This window comes from Acetomicrobium hydrogeniformans ATCC BAA-1850, assembly GCF_000160455.2.
GTDB classification, from domain to species: Bacteria; Synergistota; Synergistia; order Synergistales; family Acetomicrobiaceae; genus Acetomicrobium; species Acetomicrobium thermoterrenum.
Map to the genome: position 1 here is coordinate 1,523,612 of NZ_ACJX03000001.1, position 11,762 is coordinate 1,535,373.

Annotated in this window: 15 protein-coding genes; 12 read left to right on the forward strand and 3 right to left on the reverse strand. The window is 51.9% G+C overall.

The window, feature by feature from the left end:
• The first annotated feature begins 2 nt into the window (after positions 1 to 2).
• From HMPREF1705_RS07555 to HMPREF1705_RS07585, 8 genes are all read left to right on the forward strand, one after another.
• Entirely contained in the window at positions 3 to 1,004 is a 1,002-nt protein-coding gene (locus HMPREF1705_RS07555) for a glycosyltransferase family 9 protein (RefSeq protein WP_009201397.1), read from the forward strand.
• Positions 1,005 to 1,023: 19 nt separating this feature from the next.
• A complete protein-coding gene (locus HMPREF1705_RS07560; protein ID WP_111089592.1) occupies positions 1,024 to 2,079 on the forward strand; it encodes a glycosyltransferase family 4 protein in 1,056 nt (351 codons plus the stop codon).
• Between the two features lie 87 nt (positions 2,080 to 2,166).
• On the forward strand, positions 2,167 to 2,301 hold the full coding sequence (locus tag HMPREF1705_RS11150) for a hypothetical protein (protein ID WP_009201395.1): 135 nt from the start codon (positions 2,167 to 2,169) through the stop codon (positions 2,299 to 2,301).
• Positions 2,302 to 2,443: 142 nt separating this feature from the next.
• Positions 2,444 to 4,006 carry an S-layer homology domain-containing protein gene (locus HMPREF1705_RS07565; RefSeq protein WP_009201394.1) on the forward strand — a complete coding sequence of 521 codons (1,563 nt, stop codon included), beginning with the start codon at positions 2,444 to 2,446 and terminating at the stop codon, positions 4,004 to 4,006.
• A 132-nt stretch (positions 4,007 to 4,138) separates the two neighbouring features.
• Positions 4,139 to 4,897: a hypothetical protein gene (locus tag HMPREF1705_RS07570; RefSeq protein ID WP_057940837.1), complete on the forward strand. Its 759-nt coding sequence runs from the start codon at positions 4,139 to 4,141 to the stop codon at positions 4,895 to 4,897.
• A 5-nt stretch (positions 4,898 to 4,902) separates the two neighbouring features.
• The gene (gene pfkA / locus HMPREF1705_RS07575; protein WP_057940838.1) at positions 4,903 to 5,868 is read left to right on the forward strand and encodes a 6-phosphofructokinase; all 966 of its coding nucleotides are present in this window, start codon (positions 4,903 to 4,905) and stop codon (positions 5,866 to 5,868) included.
• Positions 5,869 to 5,891: 23 nt separating this feature from the next.
• Positions 5,892 to 6,812 carry a DUF4392 domain-containing protein gene (locus HMPREF1705_RS07580; RefSeq protein WP_242603569.1) on the forward strand — a complete coding sequence of 307 codons (921 nt, stop codon included), beginning with the start codon at positions 5,892 to 5,894 and terminating at the stop codon, positions 6,810 to 6,812.
• A complete protein-coding gene (locus tag HMPREF1705_RS07585) occupies positions 6,809 to 7,294 on the forward strand; it encodes a hypothetical protein (protein ID WP_057940839.1) in 486 nt (161 codons plus the stop codon). Before HMPREF1705_RS07580 ends, HMPREF1705_RS07585 begins: the two co-directional genes overlap by 4 nt.
• On the opposite strand, the gene HMPREF1705_RS07590 is transcribed toward HMPREF1705_RS07585, so the two are convergent.
• A complete protein-coding gene (locus HMPREF1705_RS07590) occupies positions 7,291 to 7,560 on the reverse strand; it encodes a ubiquitin-like small modifier protein 1 (protein WP_009202518.1) in 270 nt (89 codons plus the stop codon). The genes HMPREF1705_RS07585 and HMPREF1705_RS07590 overlap by 4 nt on opposite strands.
• 2 nt (positions 7,561 to 7,562) lie before the next feature.
• The gene (locus tag HMPREF1705_RS07595) at positions 7,563 to 7,793 is read right to left on the reverse strand and encodes a DUF3343 domain-containing protein (RefSeq protein WP_306337410.1); all 231 of its coding nucleotides are present in this window, start codon (positions 7,791 to 7,793) and stop codon (positions 7,563 to 7,565) included.
• A 130-nt stretch (positions 7,794 to 7,923) separates the two neighbouring features.
• Here HMPREF1705_RS07595 and HMPREF1705_RS07600 point away from each other — a divergent pair, with 130 nt between their 5' ends.
• The 4 genes from HMPREF1705_RS07600 (at position 7,924) to HMPREF1705_RS07615 (ending at position 11,107) form a co-directional block, all read left to right on the forward strand.
• The gene (locus tag HMPREF1705_RS07600) at positions 7,924 to 8,382 is read left to right on the forward strand and encodes an OmpH family outer membrane protein (RefSeq protein ID WP_009202520.1); all 459 of its coding nucleotides are present in this window, start codon (positions 7,924 to 7,926) and stop codon (positions 8,380 to 8,382) included.
• Between the two features lie 164 nt (positions 8,383 to 8,546).
• Positions 8,547 to 9,398 carry an HAD-IIB family hydrolase gene (locus HMPREF1705_RS07605; protein ID WP_057940840.1) on the forward strand — a complete coding sequence of 284 codons (852 nt, stop codon included), beginning with the start codon at positions 8,547 to 8,549 and terminating at the stop codon, positions 9,396 to 9,398.
• Positions 9,391 to 9,888 carry an adenosine-specific kinase gene (locus HMPREF1705_RS07610; RefSeq protein WP_057940841.1) on the forward strand — a complete coding sequence of 166 codons (498 nt, stop codon included), beginning with the start codon at positions 9,391 to 9,393 and terminating at the stop codon, positions 9,886 to 9,888. Before HMPREF1705_RS07605 ends, HMPREF1705_RS07610 begins: the two co-directional genes overlap by 8 nt.
• On the forward strand, positions 9,872 to 11,107 hold the full coding sequence (locus HMPREF1705_RS07615; RefSeq protein WP_083489967.1) for a type 1 periplasmic-binding domain-containing protein: 1,236 nt from the start codon (positions 9,872 to 9,874) through the stop codon (positions 11,105 to 11,107). Before HMPREF1705_RS07610 ends, HMPREF1705_RS07615 begins: the two co-directional genes overlap by 17 nt.
• Before the next feature lie 26 nt (positions 11,108 to 11,133).
• Here the strand turns inward: HMPREF1705_RS07615 and hisIE are convergent, their stop codons facing one another.
• Positions 11,134 to 11,760, reverse strand: a complete 627-nt coding sequence (gene hisIE / locus HMPREF1705_RS07620; protein ID WP_057940842.1) for a bifunctional phosphoribosyl-AMP cyclohydrolase/phosphoribosyl-ATP diphosphatase HisIE — start codon at positions 11,758 to 11,760, stop codon at positions 11,134 to 11,136.
• Positions 11,761 to 11,762: the final 2 nt, after the last annotated feature.

Consider the following 11,762-nt stretch of genomic DNA (forward strand, 5'->3'; position numbering starts at 1 on the left):
GTTTGGCCGGATACAATCCCCCTTTAGGGACGAAGGACGAAAAGATCCTTTTTATACGCTACAGCGCCTTAGGCGACGTGGTAAGGGCTATTCCGATGGCGGCGGCTATAAAGGAAGCCTTGCCCAAGGTGAGCCTAACATGGCTTTTGGTACACCCCTACGAGGAGCTTATCGAAGGTCAGCCCTACGTCGACGACGTCTTAGTATGGGACAGAAAACAGGGGTTTAAGGGCTTTGTCCGCCTCATCTTAAATATCCGAAGAGGTGGCTTTACGCATATGGTTTCCATGCAGGGCACGGACAGGTCGGCCGTGATGGCCCTTTTTTCAGGGATAAAAAACCGTGCAGGAAGGCACAACTGGGCCTCTTTCGTTTACAATATGCCCAGCGAAGATATGGCCCAAATTCTAGGCCGTCCCGTAAAGGTGGAAAAGGGGCGCGTTTATTATCAGGTTTCAAATGAGCTTCACCGTTTTGCCGATGAGCTTTTAAGCGCCACCTCAAGGCCGCGCGTCGCCTGCGTTATAGGGGCAAGTAAGATCGTAAAAAGGTGGCCCGCTCGCTGTTGGGCAGAGCTTGCGTCCATGGTCGCTTCATCGGGCGGAAGCGCCGTCTTGCTGGGCCACGGCGAGCAGGAATGCGACATGGCAAAAGAAATAACCTCGTTGCTTCCCAAGGAATTTCAGGAAAAAGCAGTTGACCTGACAGGAAAGCTTAAGCTTGACGAAATGGCTGCCGTGATAGGAGCCTGCGACGTCGTCATAGGGGGAGATACGGGGCCGATGCATTTGGCTTTGGCCTTGCATAAGCCTGTCGTGGGGCTTTTCGGCCCGACGTTGCCAAATCAGGTAGGTTTAGAGGGAATAGACGTAAAGCTTATCTCAGGCTGCAAATGCGCAGGATGCAAAAACTGGGACTGTGGCAGAGATTGTCTTTCTTCGATAAAGCCAAAGGATGTCTTTAAAGCTTTAGCCAAGCTGAAATTTCATGAATTTATCAGATAAATCCAAGGAGAAGGGTAAAATGCGCGTACTTCATTACGTCGACGAAAACAGGCTGTCCTGGGCGCAGGCCTGGATACAGCTGCTTGAAGCCTTAAGACAAAAGGATATAGAAAACTTCGTCCTGTGCCGCCCCGGAGGCAGCTTGCAGGACATGCTCGCAAAGGTAGGTTTTACCGCCTTTGCCTGCAAGCCCCTCTTGCCCTGGGCGCCCCCATTTTGTGTCAGCGTAAAAGACGCAATTAAAAGAGCTAAGCCTGACGTCATCCACACGCGCCTCTCCCAGGCCGCCCTGATAGGCGGATATTGGGGAAAAAAACTTGACATACCTGTGCTTTGCACCGTAGATAAATACCCCAAGGCCAAATACTACAGGTACGCCACGCACCTGGCTGCCTGCTCAAGCGACGTGGCAGGCCATATGATCTCCCTGGGCTTTGACGAAGAAAGGGTAACGGTGGTCTCAAATCCCATAGATGTCTCCCGCTACGAAAGGCCAAAAGGTTACGTGCCAAAGATGCGAAAAAACTCGGGCACCCCTGAAGAAGCTTTCGTCATCTTGGCCGCGGGCAGGTTCGTCGACTGGAAGGGCTTTGACGTGTTGATCAAAGCCTGCGCTGACCTTGCCAAATTTTTCGATTTTCGCCTCTGGCTTGCTGGCGACGGGCCCGAGCGTAAAGACCTACAAAACCTGGCCTCAAAGCTTGCCGTAAAAGACATCACCACCTTTTGGGGATTTCTTGAAGACATAAGGCCCTTGATGTGGGAAGCCGACCTTTTCGTGCTTCCTTCCAAGACACCTGAGCCTTTTGGCATAGTGGCCTTGGAAGCTGCGGCCAGCGGCCTGCCCCTTGTTGCTACGAAGGCAGGAGGGGTGCTTGACTTCGCCGATGAAACCTGCGGCTGGCTCGTCAAGCCAAACGACCCAAGCGAGTTGGCCGTCGCCATAAAGGATGCCATGAGCTTTGAAGAAACAAGAAAGGTAAAGGGAGCCTCGGCTGCCAAAAAAGCTTTAAAATTTGACGTCAGTGAAATCGCAGGGCAATATGCGGCTTTGTACCGCAAATTAGGACTTTAGACCTATTGTTTTATCTTGCGCCAACAGCTAGCATATATAGCGTAGCAAAGGCTAGAGGTTAGCCTGAGTCAAGATGGGGATTTCCTAATGGCCTGGTTTTGGCCGCGTTCCCCGAAGCACCTTGACAACATAACCTTGGGTTTGCTTCTAACACCTGCGTCGATCCCCGAAGGCACGGAAAGGAGGTGCGAAGACCCCCGGCCAAAAAGGGAGAGCGGGTGAGGAAGGCGGAAAAAGGGCAGGACGAAAGACCTCTTTCGTGGGGAAAGAGAAGGAAACGAGGAAACTTCTTTAAAAGACCCCCGAAAGCACAAAGTCCTTGCCGATCCGCAAAATATATATTAACCAAGGGGGTTAAACGAACATGAAGAAGTTATTAGCTTTAGTAGCTGTATTTGCCCTTGTGGCATTTGCGGCTCCCGCATTTGCGGCCAATCCCTTCGTCGACGTTCCCATGAACCACTGGGCTTACGACGCCATATCTCAGCTGGCCGCAAAGGGGGTAATTCAGGGTTATCCCGATGGCACCTACAGGGGCAATCAACCCATGACGAGGTATGAGATGTCCATGCTCGTGGCAAGGGCTCTTGCTACTGTCGATATGGATAAGGCCAGCAAAGAAGACGTCGAGATGCTCAAAAAACTCGTCGTAGAGTTCAAGGACGAGCTCGATGCCCTAGGCGTAAGAGTAGATGCCCTTGACGAGCGCGTAGCTGTCCTCGAAGAGAACCTTGGCGGTTGGAGGTTCTGGGGCGAACTGCGCTTCGACGCCCGCTGGGCCGATGAAGGCGACGGAGCATACGCCAACAGCGACAGCCCAAGCGGGTACAGGCATAACGGCGAAACAGAATTCGATCTGAACAGGTTCCGTCTCTGGATGAGCCGTCAGATCGACGACAAGACGACCTTTACCGCGCGTCTTGGCCGCGCCGGAACCACCGGCGTGAACTGGGATCGTTACTTCGCAACGATTCAGATGCCCTGGGATTCCTCGTTGATGCTCGGTAGGTGGCTCTACGACTGGGAAGGCGAAGCAGGCCTGTATAACGACGAAGATGCGTGGTTTACAGACCAAGTGTTAACCGGCTTCTACTGGAGGAAGAACCTGGCAAAGGGTGATATAACCCTGTTTGTCGCTCACAACGAGGACAATAGTGATGTAGATGATTACAGAGATCTTGGCGACATGTACAACTACGGTGCCCGTTTCAACTTCCAGCTCAACGACAAATTCCGCATCGCCTTAAGCGGTCTGTACTACGACTACGATAACGACGGCACTGCATCAACTGAAATACGTGATACTGGTGTGTCTGTCCCATTATTTGACTACGGCACCTACTGGGTGGACTTCGGCATTACCTTCACGCCAGGCTTTGAGTTCAAGGGCGCTTACTACATGCAGGATCACGATGGGCCCAATATTGCTGGCCTTCCATTCGACGATTCGCCTAACGCCTACAAGGCAATCATCGACGTATCTCAGGATACCTTGAAGTTCACGAGCCTGTGGATTGAATACGCTAAGTTCGATCCTAACTTCCAAACTGCCCTTGCTCCGTGGGATGCCTATGGTGCAGAGCTTACTCCTAACTTGACGATACCTGCTGTATCTAACGTGTGGGAGACGGAAGTTTTCTTCGTGAGGCTGGAGCAAAGGTGGAGCGACAAGTGGGCAACGTATCAGCGCTACGGCCAATTTGACCATAGCCTTGAAGGCTTTGCCAGGAATGCCGCCAGGGAAGTCGGGTTGACCGACAGCTTTGATATTACCAACTGGACCTTTGGCGTTCAGTACTGGTACACCCCGACCGTCATGTTCGAACTTGCTTACGACGATGTTGATTACGACAGAGGATGGACTGAACTTGACGGGGACCTTAAAGACGACAGCTTGATCCGTTTCCGCACTCACATATTCTTCTAAGCTTAGACTCAGTAATAAGGCCTAAAAAAGACCGGGCAGTTTGCCCGGTCTTTTTTTTTATCACGACGTGAGCTATAATTTTTCACGTGTCCTTGCTTTTAAAGAAAATTTGAGCTTTGCGGAGGTATTGAAATGAATAAAAGAATTCGTTTTTTTGGAAGTATATTGTTGGCATTTTCAGTGCTCTTTCTTTGCGGGATCCCTTCCTTTGCCGCTGATTTCGACTCAATCCTTCAAAAGTGGAGCAGGACCTATACGACTAAAGGCGACATGGGAGACGAACTTACCATAGTCGCTACCTACTATTCGGCCGAGTACATCGAAGCTTTGGTCCAGCGTGAAGCGGAAAAAAACCTCTGGACCGAAAGCGAGGTGGAAAACTACAAATACGAGCTGCTAAAGGCCCTGCAGCTTGAGGAGTACATCCCCGTAATGCTTTCCTTCGACATGAAGGGCGCACCTTTGAGGATGGCACCCTTCGATAATAAAGCAATTTTGTGGGTGGGAGGCCAGAAATTGTCGCCTGCCGACTACGACAAGAGATTTAATTTTAAGCTCTCGGGCAAGCGCGAGGGGCTTGTATATTTTCCACGCTACGACGAAAGCGGCAAATCCTATCTTGAAGGAGTTTCCACCCTGAGGCTTACGATAGATGGCAACATAGGCCCCATAACCATGGGCAAACAAATAGATTTTTACTGGGACGTCTCCAAGGACGATCCTTCAAAGCTTTACGAGGGACGGGCCGCTTCGCGCCTGGAGCTCGAGAGGCTGATCAAGCGATTAAACCAGCTGAAGGAGCAAAAAAGCAAGCTCGAGGAGCAGATAGCGGCCATAGAAAAGGAAATCGAGATGGTCGAAGGGCGAATCGAAGAGCTTGAAAAGGAGTAGAAGGCATGGAGCTTAAACGCATAGGAATTCTCACCAGCGGCGGCGACGCTCCGGGCATGAACGCCGCCATAAGGGCGGCGACGAGGTGCGCTATTTACAAGGGACTTGAGGTCATAGGCATCAGGCGAGGTTTTGAGGGCTTGCTTGAAGGCGACGTCGTTCCCCTTACCAGCCGCTCCGTCGGGGGCATCATTCACAGGGGAGGCACCATCCTACGCACCGCCCGAAGCGAGCGCTTTAAAAAGCCCGAAGGACAAGTTGAGGCCTTAGACCGCTTAAAAAAGCTAGACCTTCAGGGACTTATCCTGATAGGCGGGGAAGGCACCTTTAAGGGTGCCTGGGCCCTTTATAAAAAAGGATTTCCCGTCGTGGGAATCCCGGGGACCATAGACAACGACGTAGCCGGCACCGACGTGACAATTGGCTTTGATACGGCAGTAAACACCGCTTTAGAGGCCGTCAGAAAGCTCAGAGACACGGCCTCAAGCCACGACAGGCTTTTTATAGTTGAGGTCATGGGCAGAAATTCCGGGTTCCTGGCTTCCATGGTGGCTCTTGCCTCTGGCGCCGAATACGTCCTCGTACCGGAGATACCCTCCGACATAGAAAAACTTTGCGATAAACTTTACAACGCCAGGCGCCAGGGCAAGACCCATTCTTTGATCGTCGTTGCCGAAGGCGTCATGAGCGCCCAGGATTTGGCTTTGAGGCTCAAGGATACGGCAGGCTACGAAGCGCGAGTAACCGTCTTGGGCCACATCCAGCGCGGCGGAAGCCCCACGGCCTTCGACACCGTTTTGGCCTCGCGCATGGGAGCCTGCGCCGTAGAGGCCCTCGTGGAAGGCAAAAGCGGCGTCATGACGGCTGTGCAAAAAGACGAGATGGCGACGCCTCCTCTGTCGGTGGCCTGGGAGGAAAAAAAGCCCTTAAGCGCCGACCTTCTTTCCCTTATGGACATGCTTTCGATATGATGGACAGAAGGCTTGTTTTCGACATGTTTGACTCGAAATTCGATTTGAAAAGACACCCGACCCTCGGCGAAGAAGTCCTAAAAGAAGTAATGTCGTTGGTTTCTTCGGGCTTTACGGGAAGGGAGCTTTCCCGTTTTTCGAAGACAGGGGATTTTCTCAAAGCTTTGAAGTTGTTGCTTTCTTCGGAAAGGCCTTTGATAATCACGGGTTTTTTCGTCGCAGAGGCAGGGGCTCCCGAGACGGACGGTCCTATGGGGGCGGCCGTTTTGGGCAGGGCCCTGAAAACGCTTGAAAAAAGGGTCCTGATAGCTACGGACTGGCGCTGTCGGGGCGTTGTGGAAGCCGCCTCTTTTGCCCTGAAAGGTCCCAAGGTCTTTATCGCTTCAAAACCAAAGCATATCTTAAAGTTTAACCCCGACCTTTTGATCTTTATCGAAAGGCCCGGCAGGGCAAGAGACGGCCGCTACTACAATATGAGGGGCATCGACATAACAGACGTGACCGATCCCTTGGACGATGCCCTCTCCTTGGCGGAGGATTTTTCCCTCAAAGTGAGGTCTTTAGGTATAGGCGACGGGGGAAATGAGGCGGGAATGGGAAATTTCCTTCAAAAGCTCGCCCTTTCGGCGCCGGAATTTGGTAGGTGTTTGTCCGTAGTTAAAAGCGATGGGGCGATAGCCTGCGACGTCTCGAACTGGGGGTGTTACGGGCTGGTCGCTTTGCTTTCCTGCCTTTTGAAAGAAGACTTGCTTCACGACGAGGGAGAGGAGCTTCACATGATGCTTGCCATGTTAGACGCAGAAGCTCGAGACGGAAAGACCCTTAAGCGAAGCCCCTTCGTCGACGGCCTGCCCTTGTCTTTATCCCAGGAGGTGGTTTCCCGTCTCAGGGAGTTGATCCAAAAATATATCAAAGAAGGTCGAAGAGGAGGCAGGCCGGAATGAGATCTTTTTGTGGAGGCCCCCTTTGGCCCTTTGCTCCCAGGTGTGGGAGGTGGATCACCTTAATACTTGGTTTTTTGGCAATAGTTTTTGTCGTCCTTTGGGCAATTTTCTTTTACAGGTTCGTTTTAGGAGGAGAATATGAGATGTATCACATGTGGGGGGCGGCGCCTTTTATGTCTTTCCCGGGTATGATTGTGATGGCTTTGGTGCTGGTGTTGGTGGGTTTGGGGCTTTGGTGGCTCATGTCGTCGCTTTTTTGGAACAAGTACTTTCCCACGCAAAGTCCCCCGAGCCCGCCAATAAGAGACGAAGGAAACGAAAAAACGCCCTTCGGCTACGACGATAGGGCTCCTTTGGCCGATAAAGAGGAGCTCGAAAGGCGCTTGGATGTTTTGGAAAGGGCTTTGCTCGACGGTCGCATCTCGGAAGATACCTATCGCGAGCTCAAAAGAAAGTACGAAGAAAGGCTAAAAGGTTTCTAGCCGCCGGCTACGGGCGGGAAGACGTCTATGACGCTGCCTTTCCCGAGCGGGGTGTCGAAGCCCTGCAGGTGGGCTATGTGGGTTCCGTTTACGAGGACCATCGCTCCCTGCACGAGACCGTCGCCTTTAAGCACCAGCCTTTCGAAGTCCCTGCCGTAGGTTTTTGCAAGGTCTTTGAGAAGTTCGCCCACGGTCTCGTATCCTTCGACCTTTTTTTCCTTGCTTCCCGTAACATCGCGAAGGGTGGCGTAAAATTTGACTATCATCTTCAATCCTCCAGTCGGTGAAAGGCTTCGACTTCGATGTCTTTCGAAAGGCAAAGCTTTTTTATCTCATCTTCGGCCTGGCAGGGATATCTGCAGGCAAGTCCGCAGCTTGCCGAGAGTTTCCTCGGGACGGGAACAATTCGCACGTCGTAGCCTGCATTTTTGCACTCCCTTTCGAACATCAGGGCCATATGGGTCACGTAGAAGGTAGCTATGCAGGACAAAGTCTTCACCTCTTGACTTTAGATATCTTATCATAGGTAATTATACCTGGACTTAACTTGGCAGTCGAAGTACAATTTCTTTATTGCAAAATTGCAAAATCGACGGAGAAGTCGAGACTGTTGTTATGGGCTTATTTTTATGCGTTCATATTTAGGAGGGTGGTTTGTAGTGGTTCGCAAATATTTGTCTGTGATCATGTTGGCATTAGTGTGTGTCGTCGCAGTGACGGGCGCGGCCGTGGCGGCTGAGAAGATCGCTATTATCGATCCCCAGAAGGTGCTGTTCAATCATCCGAAATTTCAGGATACGCAAAAGCAGATCCAAGCCATGATGGACAAGAAACAGCAGGAGACGAAGATGGCCATGGAAACCGTCAAGGCCGAGGAAGAGCAGAGAAGGATCTTCATGCAGAAAAGGCAGGAGGCCGCCATCGAGGAACAGAAGATGATGGAGGGCTTGTTCAAGGATATAGACATGGCCATCCGCGTAGTGGCCCAGGCGAAGGGCTTTACATTAGTGCTGGATAAAAACCAGGTCTTCTTCGGAGGCGTCGACATCACTAACGACGTGATTCTGGAGCTTAACAAGAAAAAGTAGCTTTTTCGATCGGTGCAATCAAGCAAGGTCAATTAGGCTAAAGGGGAAGCGAAAACGCACTGAGGGTTTTCGCTTCCCCTTTTAGTTTAAGGGTTTTATAAAGCGCGATTCTGGTCTAAAATAAGACGCAAGAATAAGGCATGAGAGCGAAAAAGGATGATGAGATGAAAAAGGACCTTTTGTTGACGGATAGATGGGTGGTCGTCGATCTCGACGGCACGATAATCAGAAACGACAAAGTCCCAACCAAGGTGGCAAGGGCAGCAAAAGTTCTTCAAGATGCAGGGTGGAGCCTGATCGTTGCCACAGGTAGGATACTGGCCGGAGCGCTTCCTCATATAAAGGCCCTGAAGACGGCCTGTCCTGCCATCGTTTACGACGGTGCGCGGGTCATGGACCCAAAGACGGGGAAAGTCTACTTCGAAAAAAAGATACCAAGACAGATCGCCGCAGAGGTGATCGGCCTGGGGTTTGATTTGCCCTTGGAAATTCAGGTCTACGGCGACGAGTCGGTGATTTGTCGGCCCAGCGACCTTTTGACCATAACCTATTTCAAATCCCTCGACGTGGAGTTGAAGCCCTTTCTCGTCTCCTCGCGCCTGGATGAAGAGGTCTTCAGGGTGATATTTTTCGGCAAGCCCCTTCTGGCTTCAAAGCTGAAGTCCCTGCTGGAAGAGAGGCTAAAGGGAGCGGTGAACCTCACCCTGGCCGGAGACGACTTTTTAGACGTCCTTCCCGCAGGGGTCTCCAAGGGGGTGGCCCTGGAAGCTTTAAAGGAAATATCGGGCAAAAGAGATGCTTTCATCGTGGGCGTGGGGGATCACATGAACGACCTTGAGATGCTTCGGATGTCGGACTTTAGGGCGGCGCCGGCGGACGCCCTTTCGGAAATTCGCGAGATGGCCGACGTGATAATACCCCCTTCGTCGAAATGCGGCTTTTGCGAGCTCTGCGAACTGCTTTCGAGCGACGGTTTCGAAGAAAATTTAAGCAGGAGGTGCAATGCAAATGTCTGAACCGGTCAAATGGGAAGTAGTCGATATGGAAATGCCCGATGATTGTAACATAATAGTTGGTCACAGTCATTTCATAAAGACCGTCGAAGACCTTTACGAGGCTTTGGCGACGGCTTCTCCAACTCTTGAGTTTGGGATAGCCTTTTGCGAGGCCTCGGGGCCCTGCTTGATCAGGTGGGACGGCAACGCCAAGGATCTCACCGATGCTGCGATAAGGAACGCCCAAAAGATATCGGCGGGCCACACCTTTGTAATACTCCTTCGCAAGGGATATCCAATCAACGTGTTAAACAGGATCAAGGACGTCCAGGAGGTCTGCCGAATATACGCAGCGACGGCAAATCCCCTTCAACTGTTGGTGTTTGAGACCGACATGGGGCGTGGCGTGGCGGGCGTCGTAGACGGCTACCCCTCCAAGGGCGTGGAAGAGGAATCCCACATCGCAGAAAGAAAGGCCCTCTTGAGGGATATAATTGGCTACAAAAGATAATGTCCCATGTAGACGGAGGAGCGAAAAAAGCAGCAAGCTCCCCTTTTATACCAATTTTGTTTTCTTGGAAGGCGTGAAATTCATCTTAGGTTTCTTGGCCTTTTTTCTGGCTGTATTGTTGGTTTTACCCTCCGAGGCCTGGGGTTACGATCCTTTATACGATCCTTTAAAGGAAGGGTGGGCCCTTCCCGTGGTCGTCATACCGCCCGAAAAGGGATGGGACAGCCCGGAGGGTCGGTCTGTTAAAAGCGGACTTACAGCCTATGAGGCAGAAGTTTCCCGCGCCAGATGGGGCATTGGAGGTTACGACATTGTTTTTGTGGAAGAAGGCAGGGAGGGCGCTATTGCCTTTCTCAGTTTCGTCGAAGGCAGGGAAGGCATGAAGCAGGTTGAAGCCCTTGGGAGGACGGGGCCTGTTGTGTTGTCGGCCTTCGGTGAAGACCTTGCCCTTCAACAAAAAGATGGCGAGGTGTTGCCCTATGCCTTCGCCCTGGACCTTCCAAGGGGATGTAAAGGTGCAGCCTTAGGAAGGCACGTAAGGTTTGGCCATGCAGGCAAGTCCTTTGCCTTCATGGCCGATCCACTCGACCGATATATGAGGCCGATGATAAAAGGCTTTATGGACGAGACGAAAAGCTTAAAGGTGTCGGCCTTTTGGCTTCAAAGCGGCATTTCAATGGAAAGTGCCTTTGCCGAGATGAAAAAGCTTAAAGTCGACGGAGTGGTGAGCTTCCTTGGCGCTTCAGGTACTCAATATCTTTGGGCTATGTGCAAAAAAGAAAATCTTGATTTCTTCTCAGGCCTGTCTCTTTGGGCCATTTCTCCCCTTCTCGAGGGAACGGTGGCAGTCGACCAGGGGTGGCCTTTGAAGGAAGATCCCGCCGTAAGAAGTTTTGCGACGAAGGTCTTTGACCTCACAAGAAAGTCCGTTGAGCGTCCCGAGTGGGCCCTGCGCGCCTATGCAGCGGCTTCGTGGATTGGAAATGCATTGAAATACTCCCTAGAAAGAGAAGATCAACCGGGGTCGAAGGATGGGATGAGGCGAGGAATGGAAAGGGCGTCGCCCTTCGCCCTGGGCTCGCAGGTGCTTCTTCCCGATGCGGCGACCCACAGGCCCAGGGAGCGAAAGGTGGCCATCCTGAAACTTCAAGAGGGGAAATTTGTCCTTGACGAGGAGCTTATTATCCCTTCACGCCTCGAGCTTGAGCCGGTCTTTTAGGCCTTTTTTCGGGCAACGATGCAGCGTCATATGTCCTTTTTCCCGTGACGCGACTCCAACTCCTGCCAAATCTCCTCAAGGGAAACGCCGGAAGAGATCAGTCCCACGAAAAGGTGATAGAGGAGGTCCGATGCCTCGTATATGATTTGTTCCCTATCGTTTTGTGTCAAAGCGATGGCAACTTCTACTCCCTCCTCCCCGATCTTTTGAGCTATTCTGGGGCGGCCCTGGGCGATCAGCCTGGCTGTGTAGCTTTCCTCAAGGTTGGCGTCTTTTCGCTTGAGAAGGTACCTCCACAGCCGGCTGGGGAAGGTCACGTCTCCTTTCAGCCCTTTTAAGAGTATGTTGAAAAAGCAGCTTCTTTGGCCCGTATGGCAGGCAGGGCCGGCAGGATCTACCATGACAAGCAGCGCATCTCCGTCGCAGTCGAGCCTGGCTTCCCGCACCTTCATTATGTTTCCGCTACTTTCCCCTTTGTGCCACAATTTGCCCCTCGAGCGGCTGAAAAGGTAAAGCTCTCTTTTCTTGAGCGTAAGCTCCAAAGCTTTTTCATCGGCGTAGGCGAGCATAAGGACTTCTCCTGTTGTGCTGTCCTGCACTATGACGGGGATGAGGCCTCTTTCGTCGAAATTAACGGTTGTCCCTTCCTTCATGG